Origin of the sequence: Arthrobacter echini (genome assembly GCF_004803505.1) — a bacterium.
In the GTDB taxonomy this organism is placed as follows: domain Bacteria; phylum Actinomycetota; class Actinomycetes; order Actinomycetales; family Micrococcaceae; genus Arthrobacter_D; species Arthrobacter_D echini.
Genome location: NZ_SSWH01000005.1, coordinates 144,558 through 164,771 on the forward strand (window position 1 = coordinate 144,558; position 20,214 = coordinate 164,771).

The window sequence follows — 20,214 nt, forward strand, 5'->3', positions numbered from 1 at the left end:
CTTCCTGGCGGGTGGTCTCCTGAAGGATCACTTCCCGCCGTGGCGCAGGCACATGAGCGCGTAGGCACGCGCAGCCGCGACGATCTCCGCAATGCGGACGGATTCGTTCACTTGGTGGGCCTGGTCGTTCAGGCCCCCGGGGCCCATGACGATGGTCGGTACGCCGAGGTCGCGGGCGACGAAGCCGCCGTCGCAGGCCGCCGTCCAGCCGCTGATGCTGCTGTCCACGCCCAGATCGGCCAGCGCGGAGACGGCATTGGCCACGAGCGGGTGGGTCTCCGGAGTGCGGAAGCCCGGCATTTCCATGGTGACCTCCGCCTCGACCGAGATGCCGTCCGTGTCGATGCCGGCGTCCCTGATCTGCGCCTTCAGCCTGTCCAGGATCAGTGGTGCGTCGTCATCGGGCATCAGCCGCCGGTCCAGGGATACCGCGCAGGTGTCCGCCACCATGGATGTTCCGGTTCCACCTCTGATGAGGCCGATGTTCCAGGTCCCGGCGCCGAGCAGCGGGTCCGGCTCGGACTGTAGCCGGGCGTGGTCGGTGCGGACGAGGTCCAGGATCCTCGCAGCGGCGTCGATAGCGTTTCGCCCGTCCGCGGGCCGGCCGGAGTGGGCCGACCTGCCGGTGATCTCCAGTTCGATGTAGCTGTCCCCGCGGCAGCCGATCACCGTGGCGAGGTCGGTGGGCTCGGCCACGACGCACGCCGAGTAGGAGAACGCCGTATCGGCGCTGGCGGCTGCGGTGTACGCCCGGATGCCGATGCCGCGGTCCTCCTCGTCCACGGTGCACGCCAGCGAGATCCGGAAGGGCAGTTCCGCCCTGGCCTCCTTCAGCGCCTTCAGTGCGACGACGACGGCGGCGAGCCCACCCTTCATGTCCGTGGACCCGCGTCCGACGAGTCGACCGTCCACGAGGTACGGCTCGAACGGAGCCCGATCCCAGCCCGTCCCGGCCGGTACGACATCCGAGTGGCCGAGGAACAGGACGCCCGGCAGGGTACCGCCCGGCAGGAGGACCGTGAGGTTCGGTCGACCGGGTGCCACCGTGTTCGTCGATACGTCAAGACCGGAGCGTTCACAGAAGTCCTTCAGAACCTCCACCGTGGCCTCTTCGGTTCCGCCGGGGTTCTCCCCACCGGCGGCCACCAGCGCCGAAGTCAGGGAGACCAGCTCGGACTCGCTGATCAGACCCAGGACCTCCTGTTCATACGGGTCTGGCTCGGGGGACGTCTGCTCAGGAGGCACTCGTGCAGGAGCCGGCGTCAAGAGTTCCCCGAGCCGTTCAGTGCATCGAGTTCCAGATCCATCGCGCGGCGGAGGCGGATGATGCCCTCCTCGGTCCGCTCGGGCGTGGTGGAGGCGAAGCAGAGCCGCAGGGCGTCGTCGAACCTGCCACTGGCGGACAGGGCCGGCCCGGGGATGAAGGCCACCCCTTCCGCGAGAGCCGTCTCGAAGAGCTTCTGCGTGGAGATCCGCGCATCCTCGCCCTGGAGCGTCAGCCAGAGGAAGAAGCCACCTTCAGGGTCGGTCGTGGTGACCCTGCTGCCCAAATTCCGGTGCAGGCTCTCCTGCATGGAGTCCTTGCGGTGCCTGTACTCCGTGCGGAGGCCGGCGAGGTGCTTGTCCAGACCACCGCGGCGGATGAACTCGGCCACGATGTGCTGAGCGGGGACGTTGGTGCAGGTGTCCATGGCCTGCTTGGCGTTGATGACCAGTTGGCGTAACGCCGGATCCGTGTCCACCCAGCCCACGCGTAGTCCCGGGGCCAGGATCTTGGAGAAGGTGCGCACGGAGAACAGCAGCGGATCCGCCGGGCTCAGGGCCTGCAGGGAGGGCAGGTCCTCGCCCTCGAATCGCAGCAGCCCGTAGGGGTCGTCGTCGATGATCACGGCGTTCCACTCGTGCGCCAACTCCAGGAGCTGGTGGCGGCGTGGCAGGGAAAGTGTGGTCCCGGAGGGGTTCTGGAAGTTCGGGATGGTGTAGATGGCCTTGGGAGTGCGGCCAGCGGCGGCAACCAGGTCCGGCAGGGCCTCCACGATGAGGCCGTTCTCGTCGGTGGGTGCCTCGAGCAGCTCGGCGCCGTAGCTGAGGGCAGTGGCGCTGCCGTTGGTGTACGTAGGGCTTTCCACGATGACCAGGTCGCCGGGATTGATGAAGATCTTGCAGGCCAGGTCCAGGCCCTGCATTCCGCCGGCAGTGATGGTGACGCGGTCCTCCGTGGTGGGGTCCGACGTCCCTGCCAGGTACTCGACAAGGTTGTCCAGCAGGACGGGCTCGCCCTCGGTGGCACCGTAGGTCATGGAGCTGTGGTCGAAGACCTGGTCCGCGATGTCGCGGAATTCGGCCAGGGGCACGGCCTCGTCCGCCGGCGATCCCATCGCGAAGCGGACGATGTCGTGCGTCTGCGCGGCCAGCAGCGACGTGCTGGAGTCGATGACGGAGCCGACGAGACCGGCTGCGCGATCCGCCAGAGGCAGCGTGTCGCGGGATCTGGTAGCACTGTGGTCAACGGTCATGGCCTAGCCGCCTTTCTGGATGAGTTCGCGGGGGAAGCTGGTGAACGTCTCCACGCCGTCGGCGGTGACGCGGATCGATTCGGAGAGTTCGTAGCCGTAGTTGTCCATCCACATTCCGCCGATGACGTGGAAGGTCATGTTCTCCGCCAGGACGGATTCGTCCTCGGAGCGGATGGAGATGGTCCGCTCACCCCAGTCCGGCGGGTAACCGATGCCGATCGAGTACCCGACACGGGAGGGCTTCTCCAGCCCGTACCTGGCCAGCGTCCAGTTCCAGGTGCGGGCGAGTTCGCGCACGGGTACGCCCGGCTGGACGTGGTCCAGCACGGCGTCGAGGCCTTCGGCGACGGCGTCGGCCAGCTTCGCGAGACGCGCCGGCCTCCTGCCCAGTGTCAGGGTGCGAGCCAGCGGAGTGTGGTAGCGCCGATAGGCGCCGGCCAGTTCGACGACGACCGACTGACCGGCCTCGAAGCGGTCCTCGTTCCAGGTCAGGTGCGGGGTGTCGGATGCCTCGCCCGTCGGGAGAAGCGGCACGATGGCGGGGTAGTCACCGCCGATCTCGTCGGTGCCCCTGATCTGGGCCTGGCTGATGGCCGCAGCGGCGTCGCACTGACGGACACCGACGTCGATCGTGTCGACCGCGGCCTCCATGGCCGCCTGGCAGACCTGCGCTGCGCTGCGCATCAACTGGATCTCTGCCGGTGACTTGACGGCGCGCACCCAGTTGACCAGCTCGAAGCTGTCCACGAGCGTCCATTCCGGAATGGCATTGACCAGGGAGCGGTAGGCCTTCGGGGAGAAGAAGTGCGAGTCCATTTCCAGCCCGACGCACCCCTTGGCCGCCGCGGCTACGAGATAGCGCTCGCGGAGGGCGAAGGCCACCCAGTCGAAGGGGTGCAGGTGCGGGCGATGCACATACCGCTCGGGGTAGCCCACGATGCATTCCTTCGGCAGCCAGGTGGTGCGGAAGGCACCGTCGGCATCCATGGCACGGGCGAAGAGCAGCATGGGGCCGTCAGCAGGGACGAAGACCACCTGCGGGGTGTAGAAGGACCACGCGTTGTACCCGGTCAGGTAGTAGATATTGGCGGGGTCGGTCACCAGCAGGGCCGAGAGGCCCTGCTTCGCCAGGCGTTCACGGACGCCGGCCAGCCGGGCGTCGTACTCCTCTTGGCTGAACAGCAAGAGCTACCTCCGATGAGTAGTAGATTGTCTACAATCTAGGGGATGTGGTGCTGCTCACACAAACTGTGGGACGAGCGGTTCGGGGATCAGCGGCGGCTGATGTAGCCGCGGTCCTTGTCCACGACGTTGGCGAGGTTCCGGCCCCTTGTCCAGAGCTCCAGGTTGTCCAGGAACTGTCGCGCCAGCGCGTCACGCCAACCGACCACGTCACCACTCATATGGTCGGACATGTGGACGTTCTCCATGGTCCAGAACGGATGGCCTGACGGGAGGGGCTCCTCACTGAAGACGTCCAGCGAGGCAGCCGCGATCCGGCCCTCCCCGAGGGCCTCGATGAGGGCCGGTTCGTCCACCAGGGCGCCTCGGCCGACGTTGACGAGATGCGCGGACGGTTTCATGGCGGCGAGGACGCGGCCGTCCAGCACGTGCCGGGTCTGCTCGGTGAGCGGCGCGACCAGTACCAGATGGTCCGCCCATCCCGCGTGCTCCGCCAGGTCCGCGCTCCGGTGGACCCGTCCGAAGTCAGGATCATCCTCGCGCGCCGTGCGGCCGATCCCGCGGACCTCCAGCCCCACGGCGCGCAGGAGCCTCGCTGTGGCGCGTCCGATGCCGCCCGTCCCCACGACCAGCACCCGCGAGCCGCCACTGCGGGTGACCTCGCGGTGCTCCCAGATCCCCCGGCGCTGGAGGGCCTTGCTCAGGTGCAGCTGCTTGTCGTGGCCCAGGATGGAGGCCAGGACGAACTCCGCGATGGGTTGATCGAACGTGCCGTGGGCGTTGGTCACCACGACGTCGGAGGAGCGCAGCTCGTCGAACATCAGGGTGTCGACGCCTGCGGCGGCCACGTGCACCCACTTCAGTGCGTCCGCGTGCGGCCACGCATCCCTCAGTGCCGAGGAGAAGAAGTCCCAGAGGAGGAGGACATCGGCCCCGGCGGAGGCCCGGGCAAGGCCGGCGGCATCCGTCACGGTGACCTCTGCCAGCGCCTCGATCCCGGCCATGTTGTAGGGGAGGGGCTGTCCTTCGGCGGTGAGCACGACGACGCGGGGCGCTCGGTCCTCTTCAGTAATGGGCACGGCCCAACCGTACGATACGAAAAGATTGTTGACAATAGACAGATGTGACCTGCATCATATGAACCATGACTTCGCTCAGCCCGGCACTCAAGCAAGCAACTCCCGTCGTCGTGGATCATGCCCTCGGGAGCTGGATCTACGGGACCGACGGCAGGGACTACCTGGACTTCACCACCGGCATCGGCGTGACGAGCACCGGCCACTGCCACCCGAAGGTGGTCGCTGCCGCGCGCGAGCAGGTGGGCAAGATCATCCACGCCCAATACACCACGGTGATGCACACCCCGCTGCTGGAGCTCACCGAGAAGCTCGGAGAGGTCCTTCCCTCCGGTCTCGACTCCGTGTTCTACGCAACCTCGGGGTCCGAGGCCGTCGAGGCCTCGATCCGTCTGGCGCGGATGGCCACCGGACGCCCCAACATCGTGGTGTTCCAGGGAGGATTCCACGGCCGCACCGTCGCCGCTGCCTCCATGACCACGGCGGGGACCAGGTTCTCCGCAGGGTTCGCCCCGCTGATGGCAGGCGTCCACATGTCCGCCTTCCCGTATGCCTACCGTTATGGCTGGGACGAGGACGCCGCCGTCGCCTTCGCGCTGCAGGAACTCGACTACCTGCTGCAGACGCGCACCGCGCCGAACGACACCGCGGCTTTCCTCATCGAGCCCGCACTGGGCGACGGCGGCTACCTGCCCACACCACCGGCCTTCATGGAAGGGTTGCGGGAACGCGCCGACACCCACGGCATCCAGCTGATCTTCGACGAGGTCCAGGCCGGCGTGGGCCGCACCGGAAGGTTCTGGGGTCATCAGTACTCCTCCGCCACACCGGACATCCTCATCACGGCGAAGGGCATCGCCTCCGGTTTCCCGATCTCCGCGATCGCCGCATCCACCGAGACCATGTCCAAGGCATGGCCCGGATCCCAGGGCGGTACGTACGGCGGTAATGCCGTGGCGGCCGCCGCCGGCGTCGCGACGCTCGGGGTGGTGGAGGAGGAAGGCCTCGTGGAGAACTCACGTATTCGCGGTGAGCAATTACAGGGTGGCCTGGAGGCGATCCAGGGGCGCTTCCCCGTGATCGGCGACGTCCGCGGACGCGGCCTCATGCAGGGCATCGAGTTCACCGGCGAGGACGGCACGCCCGACGGCGCCACGGCCGCGGCGGTCCAGCAGGCCACTGTGGATCAGGGCCTGCTCACCCTGACCTGCGGGCCCGCCGGCAACGTGATCCGCCTGATACCCGCCCTGGTGGTCACCGCCGAGGAGATCTCCATGGGCCTGGAACGTTTCGAGGCGGCGGTCGGCGCCGTCGTCGGCGGTGTCCCGGCGACTGCTGCTTCCACGGCCTGAGTCGAACGATGTCCGTATCCTCCCCGCCTGACGCGTCCTCCGTCGCTGTGTCTGCCGCTGCGCCCGATCCGGCGCAGCAGGTGGTGCTCGAGCGGCTGGCTGCGGCCGGGATCGACGCCGACAGCTCGCCCCGGCGCCTGGCGGAGTACTCCTACGATGCCTCCAACTATCGTGTCCCGCCGCTCGCCGTGGTGTTCCCGCGGTCGACGGAGGACGTGGTGGCGACGCTGACGGTATGCAGGGAAACCGGGACACCGCTGATCAGCCGCGGCGGTGGCACGTCCATGGCGGGCAACGCGATCGGTCCCGGCGTGGTGCTCGACTTCTCACGGCACCTGACCCGGATCCACAGGGTCGATGAAGCGGCAGGCACGGTGTCCGTGGACCCCGGCGTCGTGCTCGCCGTGCTGTCCCGAGAGGTGGAACACGCCACCGGGAACCGCTGCACGTTCGCCCCGGATCCGTCGTCCAGGACCCGCGCCACGGTAGGCGGTTCGCTGGGCAACGACGCCTGCGGCAACCACTCCGTGCGCTACGGCCGCACCTCGGACCACGTGGTGGAGCTCGACGTCGTCTCCGCCGACGGCGCGCGCCTCACCGCCACGGCCACCGGACTGCGTGCCACGCACCCGGAGGACGGCTTCGCCGCAGCCCGTGCTGCCACCCTCACCACCTCCCTCAAGGAGCTCGCCCACCGCAACCTGGCAGGATTCCGGACCGAGCTGGGACGCATCCCGAGGCAGGTCTCGGGGTACCACCTTGCCAACCTGCTGCCGGAGAACGGCTTCGACGTGGCCCGTGCCCTGGTGGGTTCGGAGGGCACCTGCGTGATCGTGGTCGGTGCCCGCATGAAGCTCGTGCCCAAGCCGGCCAGCGCACTGCTGGTCTGCCTCGGCTACGCGGACGTGGTGGAGGCCGCACGGGACATCGGAACCATCCTGGAGTTCTCCCCGGCAGCCGTCGAGGGCATCGACGAGGCGATCGTGGACACCATGCGGTTCCGCCGTGGTGAGGACGCGGTGCTCGGTCTGCCGGACGGCAGGGCCTGGCTGTACGTGGATCTCGACGGTGAGGATCCCGCCGCCGTGGAGGCCGAGGCCGGGCGCCTCCTGGCCCGGCTCCGGGAGAACGGCCGCCTCGTGGAGGGCCGACCGGTTCCCGACGCGGTCGAGCGCGCCTCCCTCTGGAGGGTCCGCGAGGACGGCGCCGGGCTGTCGTCCCGCCTCTCCACCGGCGGCGAGTCGTGGCCCGGCTGGGAGGACTCCGCCGTCGCGCCGGAGAACCTCGCCGATTACCTCTCCGACGTGCGCGATCTCCTCGACGGCTACGGCCTTCGAGGCGTCATGTACGGGCACTTCGGGGCCGGCTGCATGCACATCCGCATCACCTACGATCTGCGCACAGAGGAGGGCCGCGAGGTCTTCCGGCAATTCTCGGACGCGGCGGCCCGGCTGGTGGTCCGGCACGGCGGCTCGCTCTCCGGCGAACACGGGGACGGGCGGGCCCGCTCCCAGCTGCTGCCCCTGATGTACTCGCCTTCCATGCTGGAGGCCTTCGGCGCCTACCGCCGGCTGTGGGATCCCGCCGGAGTCCTCAACCCGGGCTCTCTCACGGACCCTGACCCGCTGGACGCGAACCTGGCCCTGGACGGTGTGCCGCAGCGCGCATGGCGGACCAGCTTCGATCTGCGGCCGCTGCACTCCGGCGGAGGATCCGCCGTCGAGACGGACGATTCCGCGGACGAGGGTGGCAGCGGCACGGATCCGTGGGTCCACGCCGTCCAGGCCTGCATCGGCGTGGGACGCTGCCGCGCCGACTCCGGCGGCGTGATGTGCCCCAGTTACCGGGCCACGGGGGACGAGAAGGATTCCACCCGCGGCCGTGCCCGCGTCCTGCAGGACATGGTCCGCGGCGCCCGCACCGTGGAGGAGGGCTGGAAGTCCGAGGAGGTCCGGGAGGCCCTGGACCTCTGCCTGTCGTGCAAGGCCTGCTCGAGCGACTGCCCTACGGGTGTGGACATGGCCGGCTACAAATCCGAGTTCTTCGACCACTACTACCGGGGCCGGCTGCGGCCGCTCTCGCACTTCTCCCTGGGCTGGTTGCCGCGATGGCTCAAGCTCACCGGCCGCGTTGCACCGCTCGTCAACGCCGTGCTGGCCACGCCGCTCGGGAAACTGGCTGCCCTGCTCGGCGGCCTCACCACAGCGCGTGCCCTGCCGCGGTTCGCCGGTGGCGCAGAATGGCGCGGGGAGGTCGCCGCGGCCGGCGTGGTGATGCCGCGACGGCAGTGGGGAGGCAGGAGGCGCGACGGCGAAGCACGCCGGGCTTCCGCCGTCGATCCCGCGACGGACGGTGTGGTCCTGTTCGTGGACACCTTCACGCGCGGCTTCCGCCCCGAGGTGGCCGGTGCTGCGGCCCGTGTCCTCACGGATGCGGGGGAGCGCACCGAATGCTCGGCGGACGCGTGCTGCGGCCTGACCTGGATCTCCACGGGCCAGCTGGACACCGCGAAGCGACTGCTGGGCAATGCCGCCGAGGCGCTCGACGACGGCACGGACCGTCCGATCGTGGTTGTGGAACCCAGCTGCGCGGCGGCGCTTCGGAAGGACCTGCCCGAACTGGTCCACACCGACCAGGCGCGGCGCGTCGCGGCCAGGGTGTGCAGCTTCGCCGCGCACATCGACCAGCTCGGGCGTGCCGGCTGGACACCCGCTCCGGCGAAGCCGCTGCCCGACCGCGTGGTGCTGCAGACGCACTGCCACGAATACTCCGTATTCGGTGCCGGCACGCAGAAAGCCGCACTGACCACCGTCGGTATCACCGACGTCGTTGACGCCACCGGCTGCTGCGGCGTGGCAGGGAACTTCGGCTTCGAGAAGGACCACTACGAGGTGAGCATGCTCGTCGCGGAGCAGGCCCTGGCTCCGGCTCTTCGCAGCACCGGTGGGGACGCCGTGGTACTGACCGACGGCTTCTCCTGCGCCATGCAGGTCCAGCAGCTCGACGGCGAGCGTCAGGGCCATCACCTCGCCCAGCTGCTCGACCCGGGAACCAGCAAGGGTGGCGCACCCGATCCCGACCAGCACACCTGGCCGCCCGGTCGCGGCCCCGATTCCACGCCTCATCACGCAAAGGACTCCTGATATGACAACCCCGACCACCAGCACCGCCGGGACCTCACAGCAGGCGCTCGACGCGATCTCCCGTGTCAGCACCGGCCTGTTCATCGACGGCGAATGGGCCGAAGCAGCTTCCGGCAAACGGTTCAACGTCGTCAATCCCGCCACCGAGGAGGTCATCGCCAGTGTGGCCGACGGCGGTCCGGACGATGCGCAGCGCGCCATCGAGACCGCCGGCCGCGTGCAGCAGGAGTGGGCGAGGACGGCCCCTCGGGAGCGCAGCGAGATCCTGCGCCGCGCCTACGACCTGATCATGGCCCGCCAGGACGATCTGGCCCTGATCATGACCACCGAGATGGGCAAGCCCTTCGCGGAGGCCAGGGGCGAGGTCGCCTACGCGGCAGAGTTCTTCCGCTGGTTCTCCGAAGAGGCGGTGCGGATCGGCGGTGACCTCACCAGCACGGGTGACGGCAGGAACCGGATCCTCGTCTCGAAGGAACCCGTGGGCCCCTGCGTGCTGATCACGCCCTGGAACTTCCCGCTGGCGATGGGCACCCGCAAGATCGGCCCCGCGATCGCTGCCGGCTGCACCATGGTGTTCAAGCCCGCGAACCTCACCCCGCTGTCGTCCCTCGCGCTGGTGGACATCCTCGTCGAGGCAGGCCTGCCCAGGGGCGTGCTCAATGTCGTCTGCACCACCAAGGCCTCGGATGTCGTGACGCCCTGGATGGCGAGCGGCATTGCCCGCAAGGTCAGCTTCACCGGCTCCACCGCGGTGGGTGTCCTGCTCCTGCAGCAGGCAGCCCAGCACGTGATGCGGTCCTCAATGGAACTGGGTGGGAACGCTCCGTTCATCGTGTTCGAGGACGCGGACCTGGACCGCGCTGTGGAAGGCGCCGTGGCCGCCAAGATGCGGAACATGGGTGAGGCCTGCACCGCCGCCAACCGACTGTTCGTCCAGCGACCGGTCGCCGATGAATTCGCCCGTCGGCTCGGCGCGCGCCTGAGCCGGCTGTCGGTGGGCGACGGCGCCGAGCCCGGTACCGACGTCGGGCCCCTGGTGGAGGAGAAGGCGCTCACCAAGGTGCAGGAGCTGGTGGGCGACGCCGTGTCCAGGGGCGCCACCGTGGTCTGCGGCGGCTCCCGACCTGAGCGCCCCGGCTACTTCTACACCCCCACCGTGCTCTCCGGCGTCGATCCGGGATCCGACCTGATGAGCCAGGAGATCTTCGGCCCGGTGGCACCGGTGGTGCCCTTCGACACGGAGGAGGACGTTGTCCGCCTGGCCAACGACACCCCGTGGGGCCTGGTGGGTTACCTCTTCACGCAGGACGTGGACCGAGGCTTCCGGGTCGGAGACGCGCTCGAGGTGGGCATGGTGGGCCTCAATACAGGCATCGTCTCCAATCCTGCCGCGCCCTTCGGCGGAATCAAGGCCTCCGGGCTCGGACGTGAGGGCGGTCGCGTGGGAATCGAGGAATTCCTCGAGACCAAGTACATGGCCATGCCGCGCAGCTGATGCCCGTGCTGCCGGACACCGAGATGGACCTCACTTTCCGACGAGAACCACCTACCCGAAGGACGAACCAATGATGACCAGTCCCCAGCACGTGGATCAGACTCATCCGGAACTTCTTGCCGCGCCCGGCGAGGAGCCCGGCACCGAGGAGGGCAAGCGGTCACTCCACCGTTCCATCCTGGGTTCCGCCCTCGGTAACGCCGTCGAGTGGTTCGACTACGGAGTGTACGGCTACCTCACCATCTACATGGCCACCAACTTCTTCGGCTCCGCCGACGGCGACGGCGGCCTCGGCGTCACGCTCACCCTCGCCACCCTCGCGCTGTCCTTCCTGGTAAGGCCGTTGGGCGGCCTCATCCTCGGACCGCTCGGCGACAGGGTGGGGCGGCAGAAGGTCATGGTGCTCACCGTGACGATGATGACCGTGGCCACCGGCGCCATCGGCCTGCTGCCGACGCTGGACACGGTGGGCCTGCTCGCCCCGGCGCTGCTGCTGCTCTGCCGGCTGGTGCAGGGCTTCTCCGCGGGTGGCGAGTACGGGGGTGCTGCCGTGTACATGGCCGAGTGCGCTCCCGACCGGCGCCGCGGATTCTTCGGGTCCTTCCTGGAGTTCGGCACCACGGTGGGCTTCATCCTGGCGGCCGTGGTCTGCACGTCGCTGATCACCATCGTGGGGGACCAGGGCATGGAGGACGGCTGGTGGCGTCTGCCGTTCCTGCTGACCATCCCGCTCGGCCTCACAGCACTGTGGATCAGGACCCGGCTGGTCGAGGCCCCGGTCTTCTCAGAGGCCTCGCAGCACCGGGAGACCGCCAAGTCGCCGATCCTGAACGTGCTGAGGAAGAACTGGCGCCAGATCTTGGTCCTGGCCGGCTTCGTGGTGCTGCTCAACGTGGCGTTCTACCTGATCCTCGGGTACATGCCCACCTACATGAGCAGCCAGCTCGGCCACAGCACGGCGCAGGGCAACTGGATGCTCGTGGCCATCATGGCGCTGATGCTCGTGGCCATACCGTTCGCGGGCAAGCTGTCCGATCGCGTGGGACGCAAGCCGCTGCTGCTCGTGGCCGCCGCCGGGTACACGCTGCTGTCAGTGCCCGCGATCATGCTGCTGGGCACGTCGAGCCTGATCCTGCGGTTCATCGGCCTGGCGGCACTCGGGCTGCTGCTGGTGATCCTGGTGTCGTCGGTGTCCTCGACGCTTCCGGCACTGTTCCCCACGGCGGTGCGGTACACGGGCTTCGCGATCGGCTACAACTTCTCCACCGCATTCTTCGCCGGGCCGTCGCAGACCGTGGCCAACCAGCTGATCGAGACCACCGGGAACCAGCTGGTACCCGGGTGGTACATGGCCATCGCCGGCGCGATCGGCCTCGTGAGCGTCCTGTGCATGCGGGAGACCGCGCAGGCCACCCTTCGCGGTGAGGAGCTTCCGGGTCTGCCCGAGTCCGTCGGCTTCCCGAAGCGCGGCTACGTGGAGGCAAACCGTGTGGACGCCGAGACGCGCCGCGCGAGCTTCGTGAGCTGAGTCTCGGGCTGAGCAGCTGGGTCGGCTGACCGCTGAGCCCGCACGTGGAGGGCGGTCGCCTGGATCGGGCGGCCGTCCTCTGTTGTCTGCGGGTGCTGGGGCCCGGGTCTTCGGCTGGGCGGTTCCGACTGGGTGAAATCCGGGGTCTTTGCCGGGCGGATGCCTCCGAGGAACGGCGTGTCGTGCCGCGACACGGTGTCGGAGCGGTCAAAGCCCCGCGATTCGGCACCGGACACCGGGCGTGGATCTCGAGGTGCTGCCAGTCATGCGGCGACTGGTGCTGGGAGGGCTGCTGTCCGTCGACCGTGCAGAGTAGGCTCGCGCCCACCTCGGCGATCTTCCTCTCCGTCGCGCACCTCACCTGCCACTTCTGGCACGGTGCTGGGAGCTTCGGCAGAACCTGACCACGTACGACGCGTCCTACGTGGCGCTCGCCGAGAAGCTGGAGGTTCTCCTGCCGACCGCGGACGCGCAGTTATCGCGTGCGCCAGGGACTCGATGCGAGGTGGAAGTGCTGCGCGCGGCTTGAGGCTATGCGCAGCGCACCCCTGGGTGCCGACGACGGCGGGCTGGCGTCCCTGGGTGCGCTGCGCCCGCTGGGTCGGATCGGTTATTCGCACCGACCACCGTGATCGCACCAAATAGCCCAGTGTCATGTTGATTCTTAGCACCCGGGTTGCCACCCGTGCGGCGAGATTCGAGAGGATGCGACCCTCGGGAGTAGCTCTGTGAAGAAGTTGCGACGACGTGAGGCACGGGAGCGGTTCGCCGAGAGCTCGACGCGGAGGTCAGTCATCACCCGAGCACTCCGTCGGACTGGTTTTCTCCTCCGGCTCGTCGACCTCTGCGTAGAGACGCACGCCGGTGGCGCGCAGCATCTCGAAGAGCCGTTCAATGAGCAGTCCGGGCTTGCCCTGTTCCATCTCCCAACCCACTTCGGGCCGATGCCGAGCTGTTCGGCCAACTGTCGCTGGCTCAGCCCCTGGAGCATGCGCCCCTGCTGAAGCATGCGGCCGAGGGCTTCGGCGTTTCGAACCCGTGCTCGCAGTGGCATCCCTTGGTCCACCTCGGTGAAGTCGATATCGAAGTCAACCAAAATCGGCGGCACAAGTGACGTCAGCGGCCGTGTCTCTGTTGCCTCGGCGTGATCTGTCGCACCTTCGTACTACGCTGTCCCCAGCGATGCGGCGAACGCCACCGCAGGGGACATAGGGGACATCATGGGGCTATCGAATCGCGAGTTCATCGGGCGTGCTCTGGACATCATGGCCGAAGGGCTCGAGCCGGTCATACGTACGACGATCGAGCAGGTGGTCCCAGGCTTGGAGTGGCCGCGGATCCTGGAGCACAAGGACGAACTTCAGCACCGGGAGCCCAAGCAGCTCAAGGCCACCGATCCGCAGGTCCAACTGCGGATGCTCACCGAGCGTCTCGGTGAGCTGGGCTACCCCTTCAATCTGTCGCCGGAAGGTCGCGCCTATGCGAGCGAGATGCGCCAGGTGCGCAATCTGTGGGCCCACAACGAATCGTTCACCGACGACGACGTGCTGCGGTATCTCGATACCTCCCACCGGCTCCTCCGCGCGCTGGACGCCGAGGTGGATCAGGCCCAGTCCCTCCTGGCCGATTTCAAGAAGCGGGTGCCGGAGCAGGATCCGGACCGTGCGCAGGAACCGGACGAAAGCGACGATCACGACATCACGCCGTCCGCTGTCGATGATTCACCGTCGATGACCGAGCGCCCGCGAGAGGTAACGCCCCTCGCGCTCACGTTCGACTCCGCCCCCGAGCTGAGCTATGCGATGGCCTACAACGGTCAGCGCATCATCAGCAGACTCACGATCACCAACGCCGGGCCTGAAATCAGGGGAGCGGTCCTGAAGCTGAGCGTCACTGGCGAATCGGGTCTCGTGACGCAGCCGTCAGAGCATTACCTCGACATGCCACCGCACAAGACGGTGATGATCGCCGAACCCGAGGTGCGTGCCGATCCCGCTGTGCTGCTGCAACTCCAGGATCGACAGCAGGGGATCATTCGAGCCGACCTCGAAGCCGACGGTCAACTCCTGGCCCACCACACTGCGCCGATCGAACTGCTGGCAGCGCATCACTGGCGCCACCACTCCGGCCTGCTCACTCTGGAATCCCTCGCCGCCTTCGTTCAACCGAATCACCCGGCTATCACGACGCTCTGCTCGGAGGCCTCGGACCTTCTGGTTGCGGCGACGGGCAGCGGTTCGCTGGAGGGGTACCAGGCCGGGCCAGAGCGCGCTGACCGGATCGCGGAAGCGCTCGCGCACGCTCTGCGGAATCGCAATATTCGTTACAGCGAGCCACCCGCATCATGGGGCCAGAATGCACAGCGTGTCCGCACCGCCGACGAGGTCCTCAACGACCGCTTCGGCACCTGCCTCGATACCGTCGTCGTGCTGGCCGCAGCGATGGAGTTCGCAGGACTCCAAGCAAATCTCTGGCTCGTGCAGGGGCACATCTTCCTCGGCTACTGGAGGGACGAGGCCAACTTCAAGACGCCGGCCGTCGAGGATCCCGCGTCGCTGGTCAACGCGATCGACCTCGACCGGATCCGGCTCATCGAGACCACGCTGCTGACCGACGGAAAACAACACAGCATGCAGGAGCTGCACGATCGGCCCTACTCGCGGTGGCTGACCGGCGATCTGGACGAGGTGGAGGGGGTGGTGGATCTCTACGCGGCCAGGCACTCCGGCATCCGCCCGATCCCAGTCCGGTTCACCGACGATTCCGGAACTGTCGCAGTCATCGAGTACACGCCACCCCGCCGGGAGAAGCGTGTCGTAGTGCCTGCGCAGGAGCAGACGGATCGTCGGCGTACGCAACGGCCCGAACCGCCCAGCCGAGTCACACAGTGGAAGAACACGCTCCTCGACCTGAGTCTGCGGAACCGCCTCATCAACTTCACCCCAACAGCTCGATTCCCACTCGCCGTGCCTGACGCGCAGGTGGGCGAGTTCGAGGACATGATCAACCGCGGCAAGGACATCGTGTTGATGCCCTCCGACGACGTCTCGGCAATGCAGGCCGAGCGCGGAGTCCGCTTCGGGCGGGACCTGCCCCAGGACGAACTTGCCGATGTGCTCGTGAGCGATCAGGCGGTATTCGCTGACGTCACCCGAGGCGCTTATCAGACCCGCATGCGCAACCTCGCGTACAAGGCGAAGACACTGATCGAGGAAACGGGTGCCAACAACCTCTACCTGGCACTGGGTTCGCTCGCCTGGACTCTCGATGGACGCGATCTGAGGTCGCCACTGGTCCTTGTGCCGGTCCGGCTCCGCCCCACCTCCAAGCAGGGCCCATACCAGATCAGTCTCGACGACGCCGGCACTTCCACCCCCAACTACTGCCTCCTCGAGAAGCTCCGGCTCGCGCTGGGTCTGGAGATCCCCGGACTCGCCGAACCAGTGGAGGACGATGCCGGCATCGACTTGCACAAGGCGTTCGAAGCGGTGCGGATAGCCGTCGCGGAGAAGGGTCTACCGTTCCGCGTCGAGCCGACGGTGGACCTGTCCATCCTCCAGTTCGCCAAGTTCAGATTGTGGAAGGATCTCGACGAGCAGTGGGGGGAACTGGGTAAGAACCCGCTGGTGCATCACCTGATCCACTCACCGACGGAATCGTTCACCGATCCGGTGCACACCGCCTCCGCCGACGATCTCGACCTCCTCGCCACCAAGGTGCCGATTCCGGCGGACTCGTCCCAATTGCAGGCTATCGCCGAGGCCGTCGCCGGGAAGACCTTCGTGCTGGAAGGCCCTCCCGGAACCGGAAAATCACAGACGATCACGAATCTGCTCACCCGCGCGATTGCCGACGGCAAGCGCGTCCTGTTCGTCGCCGAGAAGCGGGCAGCTCTCGACGTCGTTCAGAAACGCCTTGACGAGGTCGGCATGGGGGTCTTCTCGCTCGACCTGCACGACAAGGGAAGTAAGCCCGCAGCCGTGCGCCGTCAGATCCGGCAGGCCCTGGACCATACAGCGCACCCGGACCGCCAGGGTCTTGATGCGGCGCTCGGCGAGCTCAACAATGCGCGTCGGGGTCTGGTGCGCTATGCGGCGCGGCTGCATGAGGAGAACGGTGCTGAGCTCTCGCTGTACTCCGCCCGGACGCAGGAGCTCACCATCGGCGATGAGATCCATGCCCTTCCTGTTCCCGAAGTCTTCGTGGAGACAGTGTCCCTCGGCACATTGCAGCAACTCCGAACCGTCCTGGCGGAACTACCCGACGCTTCAGAACCGGCCCACCCGAGCGAGGATCATCCCTGGGGCTTCCTCGACTCCCCGCTGAACGAGGACGAGGGAGCAGCACTGCTCGACGCTGCCCGGCGGTTACAAGCGGCAGTGGACAGGTTGCCCGTGTCCGGCCCGCTCCTTGCGGTGCTCCGGGCTGCCCGAGACGCGGGTGACTTCGAAAAATTCGCGTCCCTGCTGCCTGCTCGGACGGTGGACCTCGACGTGCTCGATGAAGCGGGGACGGAACGATGGGCCACGGCCACCAAGGATCTCCAGGCCTACCTGGGTGTGTTCCTCGCGGCGTCACACCCTGGCCTGGACAGGGTGGTACCCGAGGTCCTCGACCTGCCGATCGCCGACATCCACGCCGAAGCGGTCGCGGCGGCCGCGTCGAGCGTCTTCGGGCGGAAGAAACGGCTCGTCGAGGTACGCGAGAAGATCGCGCCCCACATCCGGCCCGGCGTGGAGGTCAAGCCCAGCACGCTGCCCGAGCTGACCGGTGCGCTGATGGCAGTTCAGGGCGCTGTCCGGGGACTGGCGTCAGGTGCAAACACCATCCCCGGAATCGAACTGCCGCCCTCCTGGAGTCCCTTCACCGTTGAGGGACAGCAATACCTCGCACGCAATGTGCAGTGGCTCGAGTGGGCATCACAATTGGTCAAGGCTCCTCCTGCCCACGCTGAGGAGGACTTCGTCCAAACCATGCGGGCCTTCTTCCGTCGGGGGTCTGCCGTGGACCAGCCGACGGTCGACGTCGTCGGCTCACTGTCCCGTGCGGTCCGCGATCTGGTGTCAGCGGCAGGGTTGGACGAGCCCGGTCTAGCAAGGTGGCTGAACGGCCTGCCGTTCCTCATTCGATGGGAGCAGACCGCGCAGAATCGAGGTACCGAGGGCTCAGAGTCGCCGTCTCTCCGCCGCTGGCTCGTCTTCCTGCGAGCGCTGGAACCGTTGCGCGTAGAAGGTCTCCTTCAAGCATGGGAGGAGTTGAGGCTCGGACACCTGGATGCCGATGACGCCGCTCGCGCCTTCGAGCGTGGACTCGCCGAAGCATCGCAACGTGAACGGGGCGCGGCAACGGGTTTGAGCAGCTTCGAGCCCCGTACTCACGAGCGGATGATCAACCGCTTCACAACCCGGTCGGCTCAGGTGCGGCAGGAATTGAGGACGGCGTTGCCCGATGACGTGCTGAAAGCGCGCACCTTCGGAGCGGATTCCAGTGCAGGCCGCATGGGTCTGCTGCAACGCCAGTTGAACTACAAGACCGGCGGACTGCGCGTCCGTGCGTTGCTGGAGACCCACGGTGACCTCATCACGCGGATTATGCCCTGCGTGCTCGTCAGTCCTGACTCGGTGGCACGGTTCTTCCCCGCGACGTCGGAGCTCTTCGATCTGGTGGTCTTCGACGAGGCGTCGCAGATCCGCGTCGCGGACGCCGTGGGTGCCATGGGTCGTGGCCGGGCCGTCGTCGTCGTGGGCGACAGCAAGCAGATGCCACCGACGTCCTTCGCGGAGACCACGACGGACCGCGACGAGGAGACCGAGCTGGTCAACGAGACAGTGGAGGACGAGGAATCGATCCTGTCCGAATGTGTGCTGGCACGAGTCCCTCGGCAGTGGTTGTCCTGGCACTACCGAAGTCAGGACGAATCGCTCATCGCATTCAGCAACCAGCAGTACTACGACAACAAGCTGTCGTCCTTTCCCGCGCCGGTCCATGGCCCGGCGAGCGCCGGCCCCGGAGGCTTCGGCATCAACTTCGTCCGCGTGGACGGGCATTTCCACCGGTCCGGGGCCGGCAAACTCCTCCGCACCAACCCCGTCGAGGCCGCCGCCGTAGTGGAGGAGATCAAGCGCCGCTTCAACGATTCGCCGTCCGTGGCACCCTCTGTAGGGGTGGTCACCTTTAACCTGCAGCAGCGGGCCCACATCGAGGCGCTTCTGCGTGACTCGGAGGACCCTCGAATCGTCGATGCGCTCGATGTTCCCGATGGGCTGTTCGTGAAGAATCTCGAGAACGTCCAGGGCGACGAGCGGGACACCATCCTGTTCTCGACGGGCTTCAGCAAGAATGACCGCGGATATCTGCCACTGAACTTCGGTCCGCTGAACCGCAGTGGTGGTGAGCGCAGGCTCAATGTCGCTGTGACCCGTGCTCGACGTCAGGTGGTCGTGTTCTCCAGCTTCGACCCGACCGACCTGCGGGCGGAGGACACCTCGTCGGTCGGCGTCAAGCACCTCCGGACTTACCTCGAGATCGCGGCGCACGGTCCCACCGCGTTGCCGTTCGACGGGCGCCGGAAGCCTGCGGTCGACCGCCATCGGGAGCAGGTCGCAAGTTCCTTGCGCGAGCTGGGGTTCGTTGTCACCACGGACGTCGGCCTGTCGGACTTCAAGGTTGATCTCAGCGTCGCGACCGCGGAGGAGCCTGACAAGCCGTTGATGGCGGTGCTTCTGGACTCTCCGGCATGGGCTGCTCGTGCGACCGTGGGGGACCGGGACGGTCTCCCTTCCGATGTGCTCTCCAGAATGCTGAGATGGCCGGCAGTGGAACGCGTCTGGCTTCCCGAATGGTTGGCCGATTCCGCAGGGGTGGTCGAGCGACTCCGCGCCGCGATGGCATCCGCAGAACATCGGGGCGAGGAGCGCCCCGAGCCCGGGCCGGAGAGCGCGAACGACGATCCCTTTGGTGAGGGCCACGAGGCTTCATCGGGCGGTTCCTCGCGCCAAGATCACGCTGAGCAACTACCTGATGTGCCGGTGCCCGCTCCCGAGATGGAGCCGCCACTCGATAGTGAGGACTTCGAGCCGGTTCGGACGCTACAAACTGCAGCCCCCCAGGCGCCTGATGTCACTGCCTACCGGCCGTGGATCCCGCGGGTGTTAGGAAGGGTGGACGTGCTTAACACGCTCTCGTCGTCAGTACAGTCAAGGGCGCTGGTCGTCGCCGCGCTCGGCCAGATCATCGATGCGGAAGGGCCGGTCCACACCGGTCGCCTCGCGAAGCTGGCATGTGCTGAATTCTCGCTGAACAAGGTCAGCAGCCAACGCGCCGAGGCGGTCGTCCGGCTGATCGACCAGCAGAAGTACCGGATCGACGACGATGGCTTCGTGTGGCCCATCGGGTTCTACTCGGACAGGTGGCGTGGGTATCGCGAGAATGGACCGGAGATCGATCGGAAGATCGAACACATCAGCACCGTGGAGATCGCAAACGCCATGGTAGCTGTGAGCCGGGACGCCCACGGTATCGAGCCGGAGGAACTTAAGCGCCGAGCCCTCCGCGTGTTCGGGGGCAAGCGGATGACTGCTGGGATCGGCGAGCGTCTGGACGACGCGGTGCGGTACGCGGAGCACGCCGGACGGCTCCACACCGACGACGCCGGTCTCCTTCGTGCATCGTCGGACAGCTGAGGCCGGGCGCTACCGCAATTTCGGGAGCTTCTCTGCGCGAGGAAACCGAGGCGTCGTGTAGGCGGCCGCGGTCCATCGTCACTGCTCAATTCCATGACCCCGACAACAGCACACGTTTTGTCCTCCTCGTCCGACACGCGGGCAGACGTTCGGAGGTCGCCACCGGTGGCACTGCATAGCGGTACCGTCGGTGGTTCGACCGAACAACTTTGCGCCTGGACCACCCGGGCTCTGGTAGAA

10 protein-coding genes are annotated in these 20,214 nt (G+C 67.3%); 5 read left to right on the plus strand and 5 right to left on the minus strand.

What is annotated here, in order from left to right; translation table 11 throughout:
• Window positions 1-27: 27 nt before the first annotated feature.
• The 4 genes from E8P82_RS07505 to E8P82_RS07520 all read right to left on the minus strand — a co-directional run bounded on the left by E8P82_RS07505 (window position 28) and on the right by E8P82_RS07520 (window position 4,702).
• Window positions 28-1,245: a M20 family metallopeptidase gene (locus E8P82_RS07505; protein WP_136453872.1), complete on the minus strand. Its 1,218-nt coding sequence runs from the start codon at window positions 1,243-1,245 to the stop codon at window positions 28-30.
• 17 nt (window positions 1,246-1,262) lie between these two features.
• Window positions 1,263-2,516: an aminotransferase-like domain-containing protein gene (locus E8P82_RS07510; RefSeq protein WP_136453873.1), complete on the minus strand. Its 1,254-nt coding sequence runs from the start codon at window positions 2,514-2,516 to the stop codon at window positions 1,263-1,265.
• Between the two features lie 3 nt (window positions 2,517-2,519).
• The gene (locus E8P82_RS07515; RefSeq protein ID WP_136453874.1) at window positions 2,520-3,701 is read right to left on the minus strand and encodes a M24 family metallopeptidase; all 1,182 of its coding nucleotides are present in this window, start codon (window positions 3,699-3,701) and stop codon (window positions 2,520-2,522) included.
• Between the two features lie 86 nt (window positions 3,702-3,787).
• The gene (locus E8P82_RS07520; protein ID WP_136453959.1) at window positions 3,788-4,702 is read right to left on the minus strand and encodes a D-2-hydroxyacid dehydrogenase; all 915 of its coding nucleotides are present in this window, start codon (window positions 4,700-4,702) and stop codon (window positions 3,788-3,790) included.
• Between the two features lie 140 nt (window positions 4,703-4,842).
• Between E8P82_RS07520 and E8P82_RS07525 the strand changes: the two genes are divergently transcribed.
• The 4 genes from E8P82_RS07525 (at window position 4,843) to E8P82_RS07540 (ending at window position 12,292) form a co-directional block, all read left to right on the plus strand.
• Window positions 4,843-6,126 (plus strand): aspartate aminotransferase family protein, encoded by a 1,284-nt coding sequence (locus E8P82_RS07525; RefSeq protein ID WP_136453875.1) that lies wholly within the window; start codon window positions 4,843-4,845, stop codon window positions 6,124-6,126.
• 8 nt (window positions 6,127-6,134) lie between these two features.
• Window positions 6,135-9,269 carry an FAD-binding and (Fe-S)-binding domain-containing protein gene (locus E8P82_RS07530; RefSeq protein ID WP_136453876.1) on the plus strand — a complete coding sequence of 1,045 codons (3,135 nt, stop codon included), beginning with the start codon at window positions 6,135-6,137 and terminating at the stop codon, window positions 9,267-9,269.
• Between the two features lies 1 nt (window position 9,270).
• A complete protein-coding gene (locus E8P82_RS07535) occupies window positions 9,271-10,764 on the plus strand; it encodes an NAD-dependent succinate-semialdehyde dehydrogenase (protein ID WP_136453877.1) in 1,494 nt (497 codons plus the stop codon).
• A 70-nt stretch (window positions 10,765-10,834) separates the two neighbouring features.
• Window positions 10,835-12,292 (plus strand): MFS transporter, encoded by a 1,458-nt coding sequence (locus tag E8P82_RS07540; protein ID WP_246021075.1) that lies wholly within the window; start codon window positions 10,835-10,837, stop codon window positions 12,290-12,292.
• Window positions 12,293-13,080: 788 nt separating this feature from the next.
• Here E8P82_RS07540 and E8P82_RS15395 read toward each other — a convergent pair.
• Window positions 13,081-13,215 carry a hypothetical protein gene (locus tag E8P82_RS15395; protein WP_281275781.1) on the minus strand — a complete coding sequence of 45 codons (135 nt, stop codon included), beginning with the start codon at window positions 13,213-13,215 and terminating at the stop codon, window positions 13,081-13,083.
• A gap of 297 nt (window positions 13,216-13,512) precedes the next feature.
• On the opposite strand from E8P82_RS15395, the gene E8P82_RS07555 reads away from it, so the two are divergent.
• Complete coding sequence (locus tag E8P82_RS07555; protein WP_168796516.1) at window positions 13,513-19,974, plus strand: DUF4011 domain-containing protein; 6,462 nt, start codon at window positions 13,513-13,515, stop codon at window positions 19,972-19,974.
• The last annotated feature ends 240 nt before the right edge of the window (window positions 19,975-20,214 follow it).